This window comes from Klebsiella sp. CB_Kp196, from assembly GCF_040061575.1.
Lineage (GTDB): Bacteria > Pseudomonadota > Gammaproteobacteria > Enterobacterales > Enterobacteriaceae > Klebsiella > Klebsiella michiganensis.
In genome coordinates this window covers 1-19468 of record NZ_JBEAFH010000081.1, presented here as the reverse complement: position 1 = coordinate 19468, position 19468 = coordinate 1, and the positions used below count along the sequence as shown (strand labels likewise).

The window sequence follows — 19468 nt, the reverse complement described above, 5'->3', positions numbered from 1 at the left end:
CCCGGGCCAGGCGGCTCGGGCGTGAATCAGTCGGCGTTCTTAAGATCTTCCGCGCGTTTGGCGGTGGCGTAGACAAAATCGAGCATGGGTTCAAGGTCGGTATCGTAGCCGGCCTGAATAATTTTGCCGCGCAGCCATTCAATCTCGCTGGTAATATCCGGGTGGAATATATTGTTGTCCTGCGCTTTGCGCAGCCACTTGAGCAGGAAATTATTTTTCCCGCGGATACCGCCTGATTTCTTCGATTTTGCGTGTATTTTCAGCGCCACCAGAATGCAGTAATAGAAATGAACGCGCTGATTAAAACTTTGGTGCATGTCTTTATTCCCGCCAGAATCAGGTTGCGGACGGGCATGGACCTTAAACATGCGGTCTCTGATATTCACCCGTACCACCATCGCGCCGCTTGCCGGACGCTGAAGCGATGGTGGCACGGAAGCCGAATTGCCGTCAATTATTGATTAATTTTTTACCCATATTTGCGCCGGTTATCTTTCGACGATGCTTCCTCAGGTTCGCGGTAAAGCAGCGCGTTGTTGCAGGTAAATGCGCAAAATCAAGATAAATGCCAGCGCGACCACCGCCGCCGCCAACAAATAAATAGTCTCCAGATCGTAATAACCGGCCACCCAGCCGGCGACCGGGCCGGTTAATCCCAACGCCAGATCGAGAAAGGCCGAATAGGTGCCCAGCGCGGTGCCCTGATTCTGTTCTTCAACCTGTTTCACCGCTTCCACGCCAAGCGCCGGGAAGACCAGCGAAAAGCCCGAGCCGGTGAGAAAGGCGCCCATTCCGGCCATCCACGCCGAGGAGGCCGACCAGATGATCAGCAGGCCGATACATTCGATCGCAAAACAGATTAGCGATACCGGCACGCCGCCGTAGCGGGTAATGGTGTTGCCCAGGATCAGGCGGATGCAGATAAAACCGATGCTGAACAGGGAGAGGGTAAACGCCGCGCCTTGCCAGCTATGGGCGGAGAAGTAGAGGGTAATAAAGGTTGCGATAACCCCAAAACCGACGGTACCCAGCGCCAGCCCCAGCCCGTAGGGCCAGATTTTGCGCGCCACCACATGAAACGGCGCTCTGATCCCCGCCGTCACGCTGACGTCCTGCCGCGTACGGGCATAGAGCAGGCCAACCGCCGCCGCCAGGATCACCACGGCGGCAAATCCGCTGACGCCAAAATAGCCGTTAAGCATGACACCCAGCGGGGCGCCGACCGCCATGGCGACGTAGGTCGCCACGCCGTTCCACGAGATCACCCGCGAAGTGTGAATCGCACCGACGGTTTTGATCCCCCACAGGGTCGCGCCGGTGGCGGTAAAACTTTCCCCGACGCCGAGGAAAATGCGCCCCACCAACAGCGCGGCAACGGCCAGCGGCGGCGAGGATTGCAGCAAGACCGCGAGCAGCGTGAAGAGACCGCTGAGCAGGCAGCAAACAATCCCCCGACTGACGACTTTTTTCGGCCCCCAGATATCGGTGTAGCGGCCCGCATGCGGGCGGCTGATCAGGGTTGAGATGTACTGAAGGCTGATGACCACGCCGGCGATAAAGGGGCTATAGCCCAGCTGATAGTGGATATAGCCCGGCAGTACGGCGAGCGGCAGGCCAATAGAGAGATAGCAGATACAGGTAAAAACAACGATAGAAATAATACGCAGATTAAGCTGAGTGGTGCTGGCGGAAGTGGTCATAACGCGAAGTATTGAAAACCAAAGGGAAGCTAAGCATAGCGCAGCGCCGTTGGGCGCAACGAGCAGAGCATGCGTTTTCTCAATGATTCAGGCAAACGCACTAAAAATAGTCATGAGAAAAGAGGATTCTGGGCAAGTCGTGCGCGGCAGAGTATAAAATCTGTTAACGCATCACGGATAATGACAGGAGAGAGTATGGAATACGATTTAGACGGTATGGATGTGCTTTTTGTCGCCGGCTTTGGGCCGATAACGCAATCGACGCCGGCCAGCAGGGAGTTTTATGTGGCTGCGCTGGGCCTGCCGCTAAAACCGATGCCCGGTAACGAAGAGTATCTGCTGACCGAACATGACGCCATCGGCGGGGTAAAACATTTTGCCCTGTGGCCGCTGGCGCAGGCTGCGCGCTCCTGCTTTGACGCCGATCTCTGGCCTGACTATCTGCCGGTGCCGCAGGCGTGGGTCGAGTTTGAAGTGCGCGATATCAACACCGCCACCGACGCGCTGAAGGCCAGAGGCTATCGTCTGCTGGTGGACAACCGCATTGAGCCGTGGGGGCAAACCGTCACGCGGCTGCTGAGCCCGGAAGGGCTGCTGACAGGGATTACCGTGACCCCGTGGCTGCGCGAGGGCAAAGCCTAATGGCATGCATGAGCCGCCCATCATCCCCTGCGATCGGCAGGGTGATGGAATGCTGATTTATGACGTATTCGGGCGCCATATTGGCGTCCAGCGCCAGGGCGAACGCTGGCTACTTTTCCGCGTCGATCTGAACGAGCGGAAATGTTCGCCGCTGCGTGGGATCATCATCCCGGACGATCTCCCGGAGGCGGAAATTCCCGGCTGGCTGGGCGATATTTTTCACGAAGCGGCAAGCCCGCGCCATCCTGACGTCCGGCTTGTGGAGTAGCGCCTACGGCCAGCTTCTGTTTTGCAGCACCACGCGATAACCGTCGCCGTCGACAAAGGTTTTACCGTTCACATTCCAGTACGGATTGAACGCGCTGACCGGCGCAAAACCGGCGGTCAGCATTTTCGCACACTGTTCCCGCCATTCCGCGGCTTCCGGGTAATAAAGCACCAGCAAATCTTCCTCGCCCGGAGAGGGCTTCACCGGATGATGATGGCAGAGGGTGAATTCAAGATGCCAGCCGAGATCGCGGCGTCCGACCATCACGCCGCTAAAGCCGGCATGATCGGCAAACTGCGCGATCTGCTCCAGCCCAAGGCCCGTGCAGTACATGTGGCAACTGAGTGAAAGGTCGGTGACCGGCCTGGCGATGCGGATAGCGTTAAGCGTCATAACAGCCTGTAGCGATAAAGGTTTGGTCGATTGACTGTATCCGCTTTTGCGGCGGCCATTTGTCACAAAGAGCTTTTAATGCGCCCGGCAAAGCGAATTTTTCGATTGTCTCTGCGGCGCGTTTTATCTAGAATCTTCGCTTTCGGAGAGAGAAAATGTCCGTTGCTGATTCCCTTCTTGCTTACTCTTTTGCTGCGCTGTTGCTCACCCTTACCCCAGGCCTGGATACCGCTTTAATTCTGCGAACCGCTACCGTTGAAGGCGGAAAAAAAGCCTTTCAGGCGGCGCTGGGCATTGATACGGGATGTTTTATCTGGGGGGCTGCGGTCGCCTTCGGTCTTGGGGCGCTACTGGCGGCATCGGAGCTGGCTTATGACCTGCTCAAATTGTGCGGGGCCGCCTATTTATGCTGGCTGGGCATTCAGTTAATTCTCAAGCCGCGCGGTCATTTTGTTCATCAGGACAGGGCGGCGGCGCCGGCAAATAACTGGTTTTTAAAAGGGATGATGGGCAATGTGCTCAATCCGAAAATGGGGATCTTTTACGTCTCTTTCCTGCCGCAGTTTATTCCGACCGGCCACTCGCCCATCGTCTGGACGTTCCTGCTGGTCGCCATCCATGTGGCGATCGGGACGCTCTGGTCGTTAACGCTAATCCTGACCAGCCGCTCTGCCGCTCGGCTATTAAAGACGCCGCTATTTATTCGGTGGATGGACCGCGCAACCGGCGGCCTCTTTATGTTATTTGCTGCCAAACTGGCTTTTAGCCACCGTTAAATCCCTCTGGACAAGGATGTCCAGCGCCTCACTCCACATTTCGTTACTCGCCGAAGCATCCCCCGGCCGTTGCCGTAAAGTTTCTCCTCGCAGGCCGGGCGCTGCCGCATGGCGCTGCTTGCGCATCGTGGCAAGCGAAATCATAATAAATAAAGAATTATTATTATTAATGGTTCTTTATTTGAGAATAATAATGGAGGGGAGTGGGTGAACGTTTTTGCAACCAGGCCGGAATGGAAGGCCTTTCTGCTGGCGCTGGCCGGTTCGGTCGTGCTGATCGTTGGCATGGGCTATGGCCGGTTTGCCTATACCGGGATCCTGCCGCTGATGCTCAATGAGCAGCTGCTAACGCTGCGTGAAGGTAATCTTGCCGCTTCGGCGAACTATGCCGGCTATCTGGCCGGCGCGCTGCTGCTGGCGAAAGCCAGGCCCGCGGACGCCAGGTGGCTAAGCCTGCTTTCCGCACTGTTGACGCTGGTGTGCCTGGCCTTACTGGCGTTCCTGGTTTCCCCCCTGGCGATTATTGTGGTGCGCGGAATTGCCGGATTACTCAGCGCGGTGACGCTGATCGCCGCCTCCCTCTGGCTACTGCAGCATATGAGGCACCCTAACGGCGCGCCGGTGCTTTTTTCTGGCGTCGGAATGGGGATATTCTTGTCGGCGGAATTTATCTCCCTGGGGAAGGCGCTGGCGCTCTCCAGTCAGCAGATATGGCTGATATGCGCGATAAGTTCTGGCGTGCTTTTTGTTCTCGCGCTGCGTCTGCTGCTGAGCCCCGCCGACTACCTTATCGCTTATCAACCCGCCGCGATCGCACACCGCGAGGAGGGCGAGGGGCGGGTGCGGGAGGCTTGGAAACTGCTGCTGATTTATGGCCTGGCCGGCTTTGGCTACATTATTACCGCCACCTATCTTCCGCTGTTTCTCAGCGGTTCGCTGAACGTTATCGATCCGGTGCAGATCTGGGCCATTTTCGGCCTCGCCGCCGTTCCCTCCTGCTTTATCTGGCACCGGCTGGTCATCAAACTCGGCTACCGCCGCGCGTTTACCCTTAATTTGCTGATTCAGGCAATCGGCGTCATTCTCCCGGCGTGGAGCCATGCGTTACCGTTTTGCATATTAAGCGCGCTGCTGGTGGGTTGCACCTTTTTGGGCACCGTGACCATCGCGCTGTCCGAGGGGCGGCGGCTTAATCATCTGGTTTCGTTCAATATGATTGCCGCCATGACCGCGACCTACGGCATCGGGCAAATCGTCGGCCCGCTGGTTGCCGGAACGCTGTATGACCGCAGCGGGTCGTTTAATCCTTCGCTGAGCGCGGCCGCCATTGCGCTGCTGGCTGCCGCCGCGCTGGTGGCGGCAGGGGCGGGGCGAGCGTCAAAGGTCGGAAGCTGATTCCAGAAGCTGGCGCATTTTCTCGAGGGCGGGAGACGCGTAGCCTTTGCGCCAGATAAGCTGGGTGATCGCCTGGCCAACCGGCCGCAGCTGGCTGGCTTCGGGCAGCGTCAGGGTATCGAGCACGCTCTGCGGCACGATACCGGCATAGCCGCCGGAGGCGACGCAGGCGAGCATCGCGTGATAGGAGCCGACGTCCTGGATCTCGCTCTCCACCTCCTCTGATTGCGCCAGAAACGCTTCACCCATCGCCCGGTAGGTACAGCCCTGCGCAAAGGCGGCAAAGCGAAAGCGCTGTGGGCTGGCGGGAAGCACCAGCAGCAGCTGTTCTTTAAAGATGGATACGTACTCCAGATCATCGGGCGGAGGCGTTCCCTGCGGCAGGCTCACCAGCGCGCAATCCAGCGCGGCGTCCAGCACCTGTTGGGTCAGCTGACGGGTGGGCTGGGTTTTGAGGGTGAGCGTCACCTCCGGGCACAGCGCGCGAAACCGGGGAAGCAGCGGCGGCAGGCGGCTGGCGGCGGTGGCGTCCATCGCCCCCATGCGTAAATTGCCGCCCGGCGTCGCCGGATGCAGCGCCTGTCTGGCCTCTTCGGCCAGGCTGAGGATTTTCAGCGCGTAGCCCAAAAAATGTTCACCGGCGGGGGACAGCAGCATCCTTTTATTGCCGCGGGCAAACAGCTCCACGCCCAGCTCCTCTTCCAGCTGGTGAATGCGGGTGGTGATATTGGACTGGGCGCGCCCCAGCCGCTTTGCCGCGCGGGTGACGCTGCGCTCTTGCGCCACCGTTTTAAAAATCTCTAATGTGGTGTGGTTCATATTTTTATTCTTAATTTGAAAATAATGTTGATCTTATCATCTCTAAAAGAGATTTTAATGGCCCGAACGCACAAATTTCAACAGGGCAAACCATGAGCAACAGGCTTACGCAGCAGCTTGATATTGATTACCCCATTATTCAGGCGCCGATGGCCGGCGTGTCGACGCCGGAACTGGCGGCAGCGGTCAGCGGGGCCGGCGCGCTCGGCTCGCTGGGACTGGGCTCGTCAACCGTAGAGCAGGCTGAAACGCTGATTAACCGGACCCGGCGCTTAACCACCCGTCCGTTTAACGTCAATCTGTTTTGCCACGCCCCGGCGGTAAGGGATCCGCAGCGTGAAGCCCGGTGGCTGGCGCGGCTGCGCCCGGAATTTGCGCGCTTTGGCAGCTTGCCGCCGGAGACGCTGGCGGAAATTTATCTGAGTTTTCAGCAGCAGCCGCGGATGGCTGAGCTGCTGCTCGACCTGACTCCGGCGGCGGTGAGCTTTCATTTTGGCGTGCCGGATCGTGAAACCCTTCGCCGACTGCGGGAAAAGGGGATCGTCACCCTGGCGAGCGCGACCAGCGTGGCAGAGGCGCTGCTGGCCGTAGAGCAGGGAATCGATATGGTGGTGGCGCAGGGCTACGAGGCCGGCGGCCATCGCGGCATCTTTGATCCGCTGGCGCCCGACGGGCAGATGAGCACCTTTACTCTGGTTCAGACGATAAGACGGCATACCGATATTCCGCTTATCGCCGCTGGCGGCGTGATGGACGGCGCGGGAATTAACAGCGTAATGAACCTGGGCGCAGACGGGGCGCAGCTAGGGACGGCGTTTCTGCTGTGCCCTGAATCGTCCACGGATGGCGGATACCGTGAGGCCCTTAAAAGCGCGTCTGACGGGCAAACGGTTTTAACCTCAGCCATTTCCGGACGCCCGGCGAGATGTCTGGTTAACGGCTGGCGTGAAATAAACGATCCGTCGCTGATTCCGGCTTATCCCGTGGCTTACGACGCCGGAAAGGCGCTGGCATCGGCGGCGAAAGCGCAGGGAGATCGTCAGTACGGTGCGCACTGGGCCGGGCAGGGAGTGAGCCTGATTCGCGAGCTGCCGGCAGCGGAGCTGATACGCACCCTGGCGCGCGAAAGCGGGTTTTAATCGCGGATGGCGCGCGGCCACCCGCTTATTGTTAACGACGGTGGGCGAGGCCGCGGACCAGACGGTCGCCGGCCATCTGCACGCCCTGCACCAGCGCGACCAGAATGAGCACGGTACCGAACATCACCTCGTTATTGAAGCGCTGATAGCCGTAGCGAATGGCCAGATCGCCCAGTCCGCCGCCGCCAATCACGCCCGCCATCGAAGAGAAGCCGATCAGCATAACGATGGTCAGCGTGATGCCTGCCAGCAGCGTCGGCAGCGCTTCCGGCAGCAGCGATTTAAAGATCACGTGCCAGATATTGCCGCCCATCGATAAAATCGCCTCGATACGCCCGTAATCCACTTCATCCAGCGCGTTCTCCGTCAGCCGCGCAAAGAACGGAAAGGCGCCAATGGTGACCGGAACCACCGCGGCGGTACTGCCGAGAGTGGTGCCAATAATCAGCCGGGTGAACGGAATCAGCGCGATCAGCAGCACGATAAACGGCAGCGAACGACCAAAGTTGATAATCGCGCCCAGCACGGCGTTGAGCTTCGGCATCGGCGCCAGGCCGTTGCGGCGTGAAACAAACAGCAGCACGCCGGTCGGCAGCCCGAGCAGCACGGTAAACAGCGCCGCCAGGCCGACCATATAAACGGTATCTACCGTGCCCTGAAGCAGCAGCGGCCAGAGATCTTCCCAACTCATGCTACTCCGCATAATGGCCTCCCGTGAAAACCGTGGCGAGCGAGGAAATCCCGCTCTGCCTGAGGATCGTGCAGCAGCGACTGCCGTAGCCGCGACCATGGCGCCACCAGCAAATCGGCAATTCTGCCGCTTTCAATAATCTCCCCGTGCTCCAGCAGCGCCGCGTGGTCGCAGAGGGTTTTCACCACTTCCAGCTCATGGGTGATCAGCACGATGGTGAGGTTCAGCTTTTGGTTGATATCCGCCAGCAGGCTGAGCACCGAGGCCGTGGTCTCGGGGTCGAGGGCGCTGGTGGCCTCATCGCACAGCAGCACATCCGGCCGCGCGGCCAGCGCGCGGGCGATCCCCACGCGCTGTTTTTGCCCGCCGGAAAGCTGTGACGGAAAGGCGGCGGCTTTATCCGCCAGCCCGACCAGTTCCAGCAGCTCCGCCACCCGCGCCTGGCGGGCGGCTTTCGGCACTTTGGCTATCTCCAGCGGCACCGCGACATTGTCGGCGACGCTGCGGGCGTGAAGTAAATTAAAGTGCTGGAAGATCATGCCGGTACGCAGCCGGTACTCGCGCAGCGCGGTTTTATCCATCCGGGTAATATCGTTCCCGTTCACAATAATGCGGCCCGACGTGGGCCACTCCAGCAGATTCAGGCAGCGTATCAGCGTACTTTTGCCTGCACCGCTGCGGCCGAGGATGCCGTAAACGGCTCCTCTCGGCACCTGCAGAGAGACATCGTTTAGCGCCGGTCGGCCTGTTCCGGCATAGGTTTTACTCAGCCCGACAATCTCAATCATGACTGAGGAGCTACCGGGATCACCGAGCCGTTATACTGCTTACGAATAAATTCGGCGACCTGCGGCGAGGTGAGGTCTTTGGCCAGCGCCTTGATGCGCGGATCGTTCGCCAGCGCTGGCGTTGTCACCAGAATGTTGGCGTACGGGTTGTTGGTCGCGCTCTCCAGACCCAGCGCGTCTTTGGCCGGCACCAGCCCGGCTTCCAGCGCGTAGTTGCCGTTTATCACCGCCAGGTCAACGTCATCCAGCGACCGCGGGATCTGCGGTGATTCAATCTCAAGGATTTTCAGGTGCTTCGGGTTTTCCACGATATCTTTCGGCGTCGCCAGGGTGGTCGCCGGGTCGGTAAATTTTGCCGCCAGCTTAATCAAACCCTGATTTTGCAGCAGGAACAGCGCGCGGCTCAGGTTAGTGGTGTTATTCGGTACCGCCACGGTGGCGTTCTCGGGCAGCGATTTAAAATCTTTATGCTTGCGCGAATAGATCCCCAGCGGCTCAATATGGACGGTCGCCGCGACGGCGAAGGTTTTGCCCAGCGCTTTCTCCTGATCTTTCAGATAGGGGACGTGCTGGAAGTAGTTGGCATCGACATCGCCGTTGGCCAGCAGTTCGTTGGCGTTAACGCCGCTGGTGAGTTCGACGATTTTCAGGTCGAGGCTGGGATCGATCTTCTTAATGTAGTTAAGGATCTCGGCGTGCGGCACCGGGTCCGCGGCGACGCGCAGCGCGGCGGCCTGGGCGGAACTCCATGCCAGAGAGAGAGACAGTGCAACCCCTGCCAGTTTAAATGCGGCATATTTCATCATCTTATTCCTTGTGTTGTTGTTATGTTTATACCCGTCATACTTCAAGTTGCATGCGCGTTGGCTGCGCGCGCTCACCCGAATCACTTACCAGAGTAAGCTCATCGGGATTCACTGACTTGCCGCCTGCCTGCAACCCGAATTATTTAGGGTCTACACGATCAATTGCTCGGCGCGTTCGCGAAAAACATCCTGGTAGTAGCGCTCGGCGACATCAGGATGCGAACGCAGACGCCCTTTCAGGTAATTCCAGCCCACCTCGCGCAGCAGCGGGTTTTGCGGGTCGCTATCCGGTCCGAGGGCTTCCCGGGCCAGCTCGTCGGGCAGCGTGTAGACGGGGACGACGGCATCCAGCTGGGCGCCGAGGAAGAAAGCGATCGACAGCCGCTGCTGGTCGGCAGGCGGCGAAACGACCCGGTGCACCGTTGCCCGCAGATAGCCGTTGGTTGCCAGCTCCAGCAGCTCGCCGATATTCACCACAAAGCTGCCCGCCAGCGGGGTCGCGTCAATCCAGCGGTCAGGGGAGACTTCGACCTGCAATCCTTTCTGCTCATCCTGCAGCAGGAAGCTGAGGAAGCCGGAGTCCTTATGCGCGCCAACGCCCTGGGCGCTCTGGGTCTCCTGCTGGCCGGGATAGCGGATCAGCTTGATATGTTCATTGGGCTTATCGCCATACAGGCCATCGAAGGCATCCAGCGGCAGGCGCAGCGCTTCGGCGAAGGCGCGCAGCAGGGTGATCCCAACCTGGGTCATTTCCCGTTGCCAGGTCAGTAATGTGGGTTTGAGCGAGGGCAACGCCTCTGGCCAGAGATTCGGTCCCTGCAGGCGCTGCCAGCGCGGCGCGCGTTCGCTAAGCTGCAGGGCCGGGCGTTCGGCGCCGATATCGAACTGCTCGCGCCAGTCGGGTTGACCGCGGGTTAATTCAGAAGCGGCGCGGTTGTAGCCGCGAAAATGCGGAGAGTGAATCATTGCCACCCTCTGCTTTTGATCGTCGGGCAGGGCAAAAAAGGCGCGGGATTGCTGCTGCACGGCCTGCTGCAGCGACTCATCGACGCCGTGGTTGATCAGATAAAAGAAACCGATATCGCGGGCGGCGTGGCGCAGGTCGGCGAGAAACGCCGCTTTTTCAGCGGGGTCCGCGTAGCGGGCCAGATCCAGTATCGGTAAGGTTGTCGCGTTCATTGTGTTCTCCGAAGGCGGTATTCAGGTGTTTTCGTCGATTCAGATTCAGGGTTCGGGGACAACAACAGCGCATGATCGATTCCTCAGTCGGGTGGTTGAAGCCAGCTTGCCTTAAGCGAAAATAATCAACCAATAACGTTCTTTTCTAATTTATGACCGTGGAGGGTTCTGTGCTTTTGCGAATTTTGGATAAGGGGGAGGCGGGGCTGTTGCGATTGGCGTCGGGAGCCAGTATGGTGAGCGAAATTTTTAATTCAGGTAAAGAGACGCAATGCAGCACCCAAACGATCCTCTGCACGGCATCACGCTGGAAGCGCTGTTAAACGCGCTGGTCGCGCAATATGGCTGGGCCGAACTGGCGAAACGCATCAACATCAACTGCTTTAAAAGCGAGCCGAGTATTAAGTCGAGCCTGAAGTTTTTACGCCGCACGCCGTGGGCGCGTAAAGAAGTGGAAGCGTTGTATATCGATTCGTTGTCCGATACCGATACGGCAAAAGCGGAAGCGCCGGCGGAAGCGCCGGCGGATAATCCGTGGGCACACTGGCAGAAAAAGTAAGGCGCGCAGCGGATAATTCCGCGCGCGCCCTGTGCTGTGTGTTACTGAAGATTGCCTGCAGTCAGGCTCTCTTTATCAAAGGCATGGCTGACATCAATATGATTCTGATGCACGGACGTGTCGATATTTGAACCTGCCTCCGGACGCGCAAAGCTATTCTCTGCGGCCATCGCCCCGGACGAAAGTGTAGCGGCTAACAGCAGTGCGGTGACTACGCCGATATTTTTCATATTCTGTTCCTTATTTCATCGTGTTGTCGCTGTCGCCTGTGTCTTCCGGCGGCCCGGCAATGTTGTCGATTTTATTTAGTCAGCTCAGCGGTCATATGCACGCGGTTATTGAACTGAGCGCTGGTGATTTTGTAAGAGGCGCCTTGCTCTGCGGCCTGAGCGGCAATTTTGGCTTCTGCGCGGTCCAGTGTGGAAGCGCTGGCGCTGATGCTCTGCGCAAAAGTACCGAAAGAGATCATAGAGAGTGCGGCAACTGCAACGAAAGTTTTGATGGATTTCATGGTCGTATTCCTTAAGCGTTTTGTCAGTGTTGGAGCGTTGTTGCCCCGATGTGATAAATAATAGGCCGACAAAGCGATGATTAAAATCGAAACAATTTGCTCTCATTGTTCAATAAATTTGAATTAAAATATCGGTTACCGCATTCCTGTTTTGCAAATAAGGTTTGATTACAATCAAGCCTCATTGTCATAACAAATATATAAAAAGTTATTTTTTGACTTTCGATAGATGATTTTCTTGTTTGCTATCATCTGAACGGCGGCAATATAGTTTTTGTACAGCAATAAATGCCGGTGTGCGGCAAATAATCATTATTCACGAATATCTCATTATGATAACGCTCAATAAGATCAGTAAAAGCTTCTCCGGTGAAAGAGTGCTAAAAGAGGTATCTCTCAGCATTCATTCCGGCGAGATTATTTGCATTATTGGCCCCAGCGGCTCGGGGAAAACCACGCTATTACGTACGCTTAATTTCTTAGAGCCTGCCGATAGCGGGCAAATAAGAATAGATGATGTGGCGCTGGATTGCGCAAAAGCGGGAAAAAAGGAGATTGAAAAACTACGGTCAAAAACCGCTATGGTTTTTCAATCGTGGAATCTTTTTCATAACCTCACCGCACTGCAAAATATTACCGAAGGACTGATATACGCTAAAAAACGCCCGCGGCAGGAGGCACTGGCTATTGCTGAACGACTCTTAAAGCAGGTGGGGTTGCTGCATAAAAAAGACCACTATCCGCACAGTCTCTCCGGCGGCCAAAAGCAGCGTATCGGTATTGCGCGTGCGCTGGCCATTGACCCCGCCGTTCTGCTGCTGGATGAGCCGACCTCAGCCCTGGATCCGGAAAAAGTCGGTGAAGTGCTGGAGCTTATTCAGACCATTGCCGCCGCGGGCCAGACGATGATCATCGTGACCCACGAAATGGCGTTCGCCCGTCAGGTCGCTTCCCGGGTGGTATTTATGGAAAACGGCGAAATCGTTGAACAGGGCCCGGCGGAACAGATATTTGGCGCGGCGCAGCAGGGCCGAACCCGGGCGTTTCTTGCGCAACTGCACTATCATGCCTGAGGCTGATGATGAACAATAACCCGCTGTTTAGCTGGCAGGATATCGCCGGAATAGTGCCGAAGCTGCTGGAAAATTTACCCGTGACTCTCGGCATAACGCTGGCATCGTTGCTGCTTGGTTTAACGATCGCGCTGCTGATTGTGCTGCTGCAGTTTAGCCGCTTTACGCCGCTCAGCGCGGCGGCAAATGGGTATACCGACATTCTGCGCGGCGCGCCTCTGGCGCTGCTTATCCTGCTGTTTTTCTTCGGCGGCAAATTAATTTTGACCGCGCTGGCGCTGCCGCCGCTGTGGATTAGCGATACCACCTTTGCGGTGCTGTCTATTTCGGTCAGCATCAGTCCCTACTTTGCAGAAATGATGCGTTCAGCGTGGCGCGCGGTGGATAGCGGCCAGAAAGAGGCCATTATCAGCCTGAATATTCCCTGGCATCATGGAATACGGCGGATTATTTTCCCCCAGGGGCTTATTATTGCTATTCCCGTCTTTGGCAATCTTTTAATTAATCTCGTGAAAATGACCTCGCTGGTCAATATTATTGGTATTGTGGATGTTTTTGGGCGGGCACAAAAGATTTCGCAAAATAGCTACGGGGCTAAACAAGTCGCGGCATTTATTAGCGTTATTATCGTCTACTGGGTGCTGAATAGTATTATTCTCTATTTTACCACTCGTATTGAAAAGAAATATCAGTTCCTGCTGGAGTGATAAATTAACATGTTTAGCCTGGCGTTCATTCGCGACAATTTTACGTTTATTTTAAGCGCGCTGCCGGTCACCCTGACGATAACGTTATTATCCTTACTGTTTTCCACTTTGCTGGGCGCAGCGCTGGCGTGGGCGATTATTCGTCAGGTACCGGGCGTTCAATGGCTGGCGAGGGGATTCCTCTCCTTTGGCCGTTCGGTCCCGGTCCTGGTGATGCTGTATTTCTTTTTTTACGTCTGGCCGTGGATTGCCGCCGGACTGTTCGGCGGCCCGCAGGACACGATGTACCGCTATAAACTCTCACCGCTGGCGGCGGCAGTCACCGCGCTGTCGCTGATCTTCAGCGCTTATTTCGCCGAAACCTTTCGCGCGGGATGGAATGCGGTTGATAAGGGGCAGCGCGAGGCCGCATGGTCAATCGGGCTGAGCGGATTCACGCAGTTCCGACGCATTATTTTTCCACAGGCGGCGGTATCCGCGCTGCCGAACTTTACCAGCGTGCTGATCGATCTGATTAAAGACACCTCGCTGGTTTACACCATCACCGTTGTTGATCTGATGGCGAAAGCCAATATCGCCGCCGCGCGCGGGTTTCATTTTGTCGAAGCCTACTGCGTCGTGCTGGTGATTTATATCGTGCTGTGCCTGGCGATTGCCAGAGCATTGCGCAGTGCAGAAAGGTTTCTGAGCGCCCGCTGGCAAGGAAACGCAGAAAAGAGTGTTTCACGGTTATCATTTTGGGGAAGGTATTTTGAAAAATAAAATTTTACTGGTGAGTGCGCTGACGTTGGCAATGGGAATGAACGCCGCGCAGGCTGTTGAAAAAAGCCCAAACGCGAAAACGGTTGAGGTTGTCGTCAATGCTAACGGTTTTCCCTTTAGCTTTGTTGACGATAACAACAATATTACCGGTTACGATGGCGACCTGTTAAAGGTGCTGGACCAGCGTTTAACCGACTATACGTTTCATTTTAATGCGGTCTCGCGCGATGCGATGATCGTCGGCCTATCGACCGGCGCCTATACCCTCGCGGCGGATCACTTTTATCTCACCAAAGAGCGGGCGGAAAAATACGACCACTCCGGCGAGCCGACCGGGATCAGCGATTTGCGCCTGATTGTGCGTAACGATGAGAACGGTATACATAATCTCGGCGATCTCGCCAGCGGGAAGAAAAAGCTGGTGCCGATTCATACCTCCGACGCCCGTTATACGGTGATTGAAAACTACAATAAAAAACATCCAGGCCAACAAATTAACCTGCAGCCCAACGGCGAGCAGTCCGCCGCCGATATCTTTAAAGCGGTAGCCTCCGGGGAATACGATGCGGCGATTTACCCCATTGGCGCGCTGCTGGCGTTAAATAAGGCGCTAAATCTTAATCTGAAAGCGTCGGATTCCGTCGGCCTGTTTCCTAACGTCTATTTGTATAAAAAAAATACCGATCCGCAGCTAATCAAAGCGATTGACGCGCAGCTGGTCGCCCTGAAAAAGGACGGCACGCTCGCTGAGCTCTCGCGGAAATGGTACGCCGAAGATGTGTATGCCCTGCCGGGCGCCAGCGACGTGAAAGTGAATACCGACTGGGAATAAGCGCATGACGCAAATAAGCTCGGAACCGGCGCATAACGCCGCCACCTTAAACGATGAGGTGACCCTGGCGCTGCGCGCCATTACTGAAAAACGCGCGGCAACGATCGGTTACCTGTTGGACGAAAGCCGACAACGCCATATCGCGGATGATTCTGTCCGTGAAGCAATACGCCGCTATGGCCGTGATATCGGACATCAGCTGCGCGCGCAAATGCGCGATCGAAAAGATTTGCAGGAGTTTTCCGGGCTGTTTACCCGCGGTCTGGAATCTCAGGTTTATGAGATGGAGCCCGTTAGCGCCAGCCGGGACGAATTTATCGTCCTGTTTCACTACTGTCCCTATGTCAACTGCTGGCGGCAGCAGGGGCGAGGCGCCAGCGAAATTGAGACGCTGTGCGATATCTGCATGGAAGGCGATCGTGCGCTAACCGACGCGTTTCCGGGGCTGCATTTAGAGGTGCAGACCGCGCTGGCTCGCGGCGATGCCGCCTGTCGGCTGCGTTTTTATCAGGCAGAGGAGCGGGAGGGCGAATGGCAATCTTAACGTGGGACCACGCGGTCCAGTTTGTTAATCAGCCGGAAGCGGCGATTCAGGCGCTGAGCGGGCAAAAGCTCAACGTGGTGGCCGGTGGGCGCCACCCGGGCTGGGGGACCAGGAATGCGCTGAGCTATTTCGGCCTGACCTATATCGAATTTCTGGCGATTGCCGATGATGCAGAGCTGCTTTCCGCCGCGGAGAAGTTTTTACTCTCCCGGGATGCGTCGCGGCTGCTGCCGGATAATGAAGCGCTGTATCGGGTGGCACTGCGTAGCGACGATATTGAGCGCACGCATGCGGAGTTGCACGAGCAGGGCCTGCGGGTTTCGCCGATCGTCAACGGCCAGCGCGACGATCCGCAGGGCAACGTTATCCGCTGGCGGATCTTCACCATTGACGGCGATTTTGACGGCCTGGTCTATCCCTTCATTCTGCAATGGGGGGAAGAGGATGACGCCCGGTTGAGCCGCCTGCAGGCACAGGGTCTCGCTGCGCCGCATCCGCTGGGGGAGATTGAACTGCAGCGCGCGGTTTTCACGGTACAGCATCCTCAGGCGGTGCGCGACCGCTGGCAGCTGCTGTTTGGCTTTGCCCCGCAAGGCGAGCAGGGGCTGGCGGTGGGCGGTCGAGAGTTTCTTTTCCGCCAGGGCGCGGCGAACCAACTGACTGAACTGGTGTTTCGCGTTGCTGACCCGGCGCTCAAAGGCCGACGCTTTCGCGTTGGCAACGGCGAATATCTTTTTGAATAAGGAGTAAGACTCATGGCCAGGGTCCATTTTATTGGCGCCGGACAGATGGCGGAGGCGATTATTCGCGCGTCATTAAGCCACGGTGCGCTGCGGGCGGACGCGATCTCGCTGGAGGATATCGACAGCGCGCGAGTCGAGGCTCTGCGCGCCCGTTATCGGCTGTCGGGCGACGGTGGCGTAAACGAGGCCTCTTTGCTGGTGCTGGGGATCCGTCCGCAGGACGATCTGGCGGGGGTGGCGAACCGCGTGCGCCCACAGCTAAACGGCTCGACGACGGTGGTTTCTCTGATCGCGGGGGTGACCCTGGAAAAGCTGGCCTCCCTGTTTGGTGCGGCAACGCCGATTGCCAGGGCGATCCCCAATACCCTGACCGATACCGGATTTGGCTATAGCGGCGTGACCTTAAACCCCCACGCCAGCGCGGCTGAGATCGAGCCGTTTCTGCGCGGCTTTGGCAAAGTGCTGTATCTGCCTGAGCGGTTGATCGATATCTTTACCGGCTTTGGCGTCGCGGGCCCTAACTATATTTACTACTTTATTGAGTCCCTTACTGATGCCGGCGTGCTGGCGGGGCTGCCGCGGCCCCAGGCAACGGAGGTGGTGCTGGAAAACCTGCTCGGCGCGGTCGAGATGCTGCGCCAAAGCCAGAAGCATCCGCGCCAGCTTCTGGATATCAACAATTCCCCGGCGGGCGTCGGGATCCACGGTCTGTATGAGCTGAACAACAGCGATTTTGCCGCTGGGCTTCAGCGCAGCGTACTGGCGGCGGTCAGGCGCACCCGTGAACTGGGACAGCGCTAAAATCCTTCTTCCCGCGACAGATCGCGCAGCGCGCCCGGCGCCTTTCCGATAATGCGTTTAAAGGCGCGGCTGAAGGCGGCATGAGAACTGTACCCCAGCCTGAAGGCCACTTTTTCCAGCGCCTGACCCTCATGGGAAATGTACTGCACCGCGAGGCGCATACGCAGCTCGGTGAGATAGCGGGCGGGCGTGGTGCCGGTGGCGGAGAGGAAGCGTTCAGCAAATACCGAACGCGAGATTCCCGCCTCGCGGGCCAGATCCTCGACTTTCCAGTTAATGCCCGGCTGCTGATGCATCACGTAAATGGCTTTAGCCAGCTTAGGATCGCGCAGCACCTGTACCCAGCCGGTGGCGTTGCCGCAGCCGCACTCCACCCAGCCGCGGACAATCAGCGCGGCGACCACATCGGCCAGCCGCGCCAGAATGCCGGCGTAGCCCGCCTGTCGAGTGAGGCTTTCGCGTTCCATGGCCGCCAGCATCGGCGGGATCTCCGGACGGCTGGTCAGCAGGCTGCTGACCAGCATCACTTCGGGCATCGCTTTGACCAGCGGCTGCATACCGCCCAGCTCAAAGTCCATACAGGCGCTGAAGATAATAGCGCTGTCGCTTTTCGCGTCGTCGCAGGCGTTTTTGACGCAGCTTACCGAGTCGCAAACCGGTTCGCTGGGCAGTCTGGACACGTTAACCACCGTTGCCTGGTCATCGGAGAGCAGCACGTGACCATCGCCGTTCGGAATAAACAGCGCATCGCCGCTCTGCAGCATCAGGCGCTGACCGCTGACCATGCGCAGCAGTACCGGTCCCCGGCTGATAAAGTGGAACTGCGCTTTACCGGGCACGAAGCCGAATTCGACGCCAAAAGGGCGGGAGGTTTCGATGCGGCGGTAGTTGACGCCGGAAAGGCGCATGCCGCGCAGAAGTTCGCTGGTGAGATCGAGGGCGTGCTGAGTCATAACATCATTCCCGGACGAATTATCAATAATCACAGAGTATGCATCATAGATCGTCCGAACAGAACCGCCTAACCTTAACGAAATGTTAATTGTTCTGGAGAGATGTTTATGAGTTCCTGCATTGCAGCTGAAGAGAGCCAGGCCAACGCCAGGCCCGCGTGGCGCGCCGTCTATGCGCTGGCGCTGGGGGTGTTTGGCCTGATTGTCGCCGAGTTTCTTCCTGCCAGTTTGTTGACGCCGATGGCGGCAAGCCTGGGCGTTAGCGAAGGTATGGCGGGGCAGGCGGTCACCGCGACGGCGCTGGTGGCGTTAGTTACCGGGCTGCTGATCACCACCGCGACGCGAAATATTGACCGCCGCTGGGTGCTGATGTTCTTCTCGGTTTTGCAAATTATCTCCAGCATGATGGTGGCCTTCGCCGGTTCGCTGGAGTTTTTGCTGCTGGGGCGTCTGCTGCTGGGGATCGCCATCGGCGGCTTCTGGTCGATGTCGACCGCGACCACCATGCGTCTGGTTCCGGCGGCGATGGTGCCGAAAGCGCTGGCGATTATCTTTTCCGCCGTTTCCATCGCGACGGTGGTTGCCGCGCCGCTGGGCAGCTATTTCGGCGCGCTGATCGGCTGGCGCAACGTATTTCTTATCTGTGCGCTGCCGAGCGTGGTTGCGCTGCTCTGGCAGCTGTGGGTTCTGCCTTCCATGCGTCCGGAGAGCGTCGGCAGCTTCGCTACCCTGTTTAAGGTGCTACGTCGTCCGGGCATGGTTGGCGGCATGCTCGCGACAATCCTGATTTTCAGCGGCCACTTCGCCTTCTTTACCTATCTGCGTCCGTTCCTCGAAACCGTGGCGCAGGCCAGCGTCGAAGGGGTTTCTCTGATCCTGCTCGGTTTTGGGGTAGCGAACTTTATCGGCACCTCGATTGCCGGACATCTGTTGGCCCGAAGCCTGCGCCTGACGCTGGCGCTAGTGCCGCTGGCAATGAGCGTGCTGGCGCTGATGATGGTAACGTTCGGCCACGTCGCGCTGCTGGACGGTCTGCTGGTGGCGATGTGGGGCTTTGCTTTTGGTCTGGTGCCGGTGGGCTGGTCGACCTGGCTTGCCACCACGGTGCCGGATGAAGCTGAAAGCGCGGGCGGCCTGCTGGTGGCGTCTATTCAGCTGGCGATTAGCGCCGGTGCGGCTGGCGGCGGTGCGGTATTCGACCTCAACGGCGCGAGCGGCGTTTTTGTCGGCAGCGGCGTGCTGCTGGTCAGCGCCATGGTGATTGTGCTGTTTGCGGTAAGAGTTAAGCCAGTCGTGAGCGAGGAGTAGGGCTACCGGGCTACAGGGCCGCAAATTGCTGGTAACCCGTAGCCCGGGTAAGGCGTTTACGCCGCAACCCGGGGAATAT

25 protein-coding genes are annotated in these 19468 nt (G+C 57.8%); 14 read left to right on the top strand and 11 right to left on the bottom strand.

What is annotated here, in order from left to right; genetic code table 11:
• Positions 1-26 precede the first annotated feature (26 nt).
• Positions 27-317, bottom strand: coding sequence for a hypothetical protein (locus ABLU87_RS26630; protein ID WP_009654750.1), 291 nt, complete (start codon positions 315-317; stop codon positions 27-29).
• Positions 318-509: 192 nt separating this feature from the next.
• The gene (locus ABLU87_RS26625; protein ID WP_122117890.1) at positions 510-1700 is read right to left on the bottom strand and encodes an MFS transporter; all 1191 of its coding nucleotides are present in this window, start codon (positions 1698-1700) and stop codon (positions 510-512) included.
• A 195-nt stretch (positions 1701-1895) separates the two neighbouring features.
• On the opposite strand from ABLU87_RS26625, the gene ABLU87_RS26620 reads away from it, so the two are divergent.
• Together ABLU87_RS26620 and ABLU87_RS26615 are read left to right on the top strand one after the other, a co-directional pair.
• Positions 1896-2342 carry a glyoxalase/bleomycin resistance/dioxygenase family protein gene (locus ABLU87_RS26620; protein ID WP_009654757.1) on the top strand — a complete coding sequence of 149 codons (447 nt, stop codon included), beginning with the start codon at positions 1896-1898 and terminating at the stop codon, positions 2340-2342.
• Positions 2343-2391: 49 nt separating this feature from the next.
• Positions 2392-2610 (top strand): hypothetical protein, encoded by a 219-nt coding sequence (locus tag ABLU87_RS26615; protein ID WP_046878006.1) that lies wholly within the window; start codon positions 2392-2394, stop codon positions 2608-2610.
• A 3-nt stretch (positions 2611-2613) separates the two neighbouring features.
• On the opposite strand, the gene ABLU87_RS26610 is transcribed toward ABLU87_RS26615, so the two are convergent.
• The gene (locus tag ABLU87_RS26610) at positions 2614-3003 is read right to left on the bottom strand and encodes a VOC family protein (RefSeq protein ID WP_025105737.1); all 390 of its coding nucleotides are present in this window, start codon (positions 3001-3003) and stop codon (positions 2614-2616) included.
• A gap of 155 nt (positions 3004-3158) precedes the next feature.
• Between ABLU87_RS26610 and ABLU87_RS26605 the strand changes: the two genes are divergently transcribed.
• Both ABLU87_RS26605 and ABLU87_RS26600 read left to right on the top strand, forming a co-directional pair.
• A complete protein-coding gene (locus ABLU87_RS26605) occupies positions 3159-3779 on the top strand; it encodes a LysE family translocator (protein WP_122117891.1) in 621 nt (206 codons plus the stop codon).
• 207 nt (positions 3780-3986) lie between these two features.
• The gene (locus tag ABLU87_RS26600; RefSeq protein WP_122117892.1) at positions 3987-5174 is read left to right on the top strand and encodes a YbfB/YjiJ family MFS transporter; all 1188 of its coding nucleotides are present in this window, start codon (positions 3987-3989) and stop codon (positions 5172-5174) included.
• Here ABLU87_RS26600 and ABLU87_RS26595 read toward each other — a convergent pair.
• Complete coding sequence (locus ABLU87_RS26595; protein WP_032719157.1) at positions 5157-5993, bottom strand: LysR substrate-binding domain-containing protein; 837 nt, start codon at positions 5991-5993, stop codon at positions 5157-5159. The two genes, ABLU87_RS26600 and ABLU87_RS26595, sit on opposite strands and share 18 nt — an antisense overlap.
• A gap of 92 nt (positions 5994-6085) precedes the next feature.
• On the opposite strand from ABLU87_RS26595, the gene ABLU87_RS26590 reads away from it, so the two are divergent.
• A complete protein-coding gene (locus tag ABLU87_RS26590) occupies positions 6086-7132 on the top strand; it encodes a nitronate monooxygenase (protein ID WP_122117893.1) in 1047 nt (348 codons plus the stop codon).
• 31 nt (positions 7133-7163) lie between these two features.
• Here the strand turns inward: ABLU87_RS26590 and ABLU87_RS26585 are convergent, their stop codons facing one another.
• The 4 genes from ABLU87_RS26585 to ABLU87_RS26570 all read right to left on the bottom strand — a co-directional run bounded on the left by ABLU87_RS26585 (position 7164) and on the right by ABLU87_RS26570 (position 10596).
• Positions 7164-7823, bottom strand: a complete 660-nt coding sequence (locus ABLU87_RS26585) for a methionine ABC transporter permease (protein WP_009654800.1) — start codon at positions 7821-7823, stop codon at positions 7164-7166.
• A complete protein-coding gene (locus tag ABLU87_RS26580; protein ID WP_196942024.1) occupies positions 7820-8611 on the bottom strand; it encodes an ATP-binding cassette domain-containing protein in 792 nt (263 codons plus the stop codon). Before ABLU87_RS26580 ends, ABLU87_RS26585 begins: the two co-directional genes overlap by 4 nt.
• On the bottom strand, positions 8608-9414 hold the full coding sequence (locus tag ABLU87_RS26575; RefSeq protein ID WP_032719155.1) for a MetQ/NlpA family ABC transporter substrate-binding protein: 807 nt from the start codon (positions 9412-9414) through the stop codon (positions 8608-8610). Before ABLU87_RS26575 ends, ABLU87_RS26580 begins: the two co-directional genes overlap by 4 nt.
• A 153-nt stretch (positions 9415-9567) precedes the next feature.
• Positions 9568-10596 carry an isopenicillin N synthase family oxygenase gene (locus tag ABLU87_RS26570; RefSeq protein WP_004851112.1) on the bottom strand — a complete coding sequence of 343 codons (1029 nt, stop codon included), beginning with the start codon at positions 10594-10596 and terminating at the stop codon, positions 9568-9570.
• 271 nt (positions 10597-10867) lie between these two features.
• On the opposite strand from ABLU87_RS26570, the gene ABLU87_RS26565 reads away from it, so the two are divergent.
• A complete protein-coding gene (locus tag ABLU87_RS26565; RefSeq protein ID WP_064374652.1) occupies positions 10868-11155 on the top strand; it encodes a VF530 family protein in 288 nt (95 codons plus the stop codon).
• A 41-nt stretch (positions 11156-11196) separates the two neighbouring features.
• Here ABLU87_RS26565 and ABLU87_RS26560 read toward each other — a convergent pair whose 3' ends face one another.
• Positions 11197-11385 (bottom strand): hypothetical protein, encoded by a 189-nt coding sequence (locus ABLU87_RS26560; RefSeq protein ID WP_004134116.1) that lies wholly within the window; start codon positions 11383-11385, stop codon positions 11197-11199.
• Positions 11386-11456: 71 nt separating this feature from the next.
• Positions 11457-11666 (bottom strand): YdgH/BhsA/McbA-like domain containing protein, encoded by a 210-nt coding sequence (locus ABLU87_RS26555; protein WP_004102265.1) that lies wholly within the window; start codon positions 11664-11666, stop codon positions 11457-11459.
• A 332-nt stretch (positions 11667-11998) separates the two neighbouring features.
• On the opposite strand from ABLU87_RS26555, the gene ABLU87_RS26550 reads away from it, so the two are divergent.
• Genes ABLU87_RS26550 through ABLU87_RS26520 form a run of 7 tightly spaced genes read left to right on the top strand, consistent with a single transcriptional unit; the run spans position 11999 to position 17128 of the window.
• Positions 11999-12739 (top strand): amino acid ABC transporter ATP-binding protein, encoded by a 741-nt coding sequence (locus ABLU87_RS26550; protein ID WP_014229462.1) that lies wholly within the window; start codon positions 11999-12001, stop codon positions 12737-12739.
• Between the two features lie 8 nt (positions 12740-12747).
• Positions 12748-13446 (top strand): ABC transporter permease subunit, encoded by a 699-nt coding sequence (locus tag ABLU87_RS26545; protein WP_014229461.1) that lies wholly within the window; start codon positions 12748-12750, stop codon positions 13444-13446.
• Between the two features lie 9 nt (positions 13447-13455).
• Positions 13456-14208, top strand: coding sequence for an amino acid ABC transporter permease (locus ABLU87_RS26540; protein WP_049103858.1), 753 nt, complete (start codon positions 13456-13458; stop codon positions 14206-14208).
• Positions 14198-15040 (top strand): transporter substrate-binding domain-containing protein, encoded by an 843-nt coding sequence (locus ABLU87_RS26535; protein WP_049103857.1) that lies wholly within the window; start codon positions 14198-14200, stop codon positions 15038-15040. The genes ABLU87_RS26540 and ABLU87_RS26535 overlap by 11 nt, the downstream gene beginning before the upstream one ends.
• A gap of 4 nt (positions 15041-15044) precedes the next feature.
• Positions 15045-15584, top strand: a complete 540-nt coding sequence (locus tag ABLU87_RS26530; RefSeq protein ID WP_049103856.1) for an L-2-amino-thiazoline-4-carboxylic acid hydrolase — start codon at positions 15045-15047, stop codon at positions 15582-15584.
• Positions 15572-16327, top strand: coding sequence for a VOC family protein (locus tag ABLU87_RS26525; RefSeq protein ID WP_049103855.1), 756 nt, complete (start codon positions 15572-15574; stop codon positions 16325-16327). The genes ABLU87_RS26530 and ABLU87_RS26525 overlap by 13 nt, the downstream gene beginning before the upstream one ends.
• Positions 16328-16339: 12 nt before the next feature.
• Positions 16340-17128 (top strand): pyrroline-5-carboxylate reductase, encoded by a 789-nt coding sequence (locus ABLU87_RS26520; RefSeq protein WP_064374653.1) that lies wholly within the window; start codon positions 16340-16342, stop codon positions 17126-17128.
• Here ABLU87_RS26520 and ABLU87_RS26515 read toward each other — a convergent pair.
• Entirely contained in the window at positions 17125-18081 is a 957-nt protein-coding gene (locus tag ABLU87_RS26515) for an AraC family transcriptional regulator (protein ID WP_004851102.1), read from the bottom strand. The two genes, ABLU87_RS26520 and ABLU87_RS26515, sit on opposite strands and share 4 nt — an antisense overlap.
• A 108-nt stretch (positions 18082-18189) precedes the next feature.
• On the opposite strand from ABLU87_RS26515, the gene ABLU87_RS26510 reads away from it, so the two are divergent.
• The gene (locus tag ABLU87_RS26510) at positions 18190-19389 is read left to right on the top strand and encodes an MFS transporter (protein ID WP_064374654.1); all 1200 of its coding nucleotides are present in this window, start codon (positions 18190-18192) and stop codon (positions 19387-19389) included.
• Positions 19390-19468 lie beyond the last annotated feature (79 nt).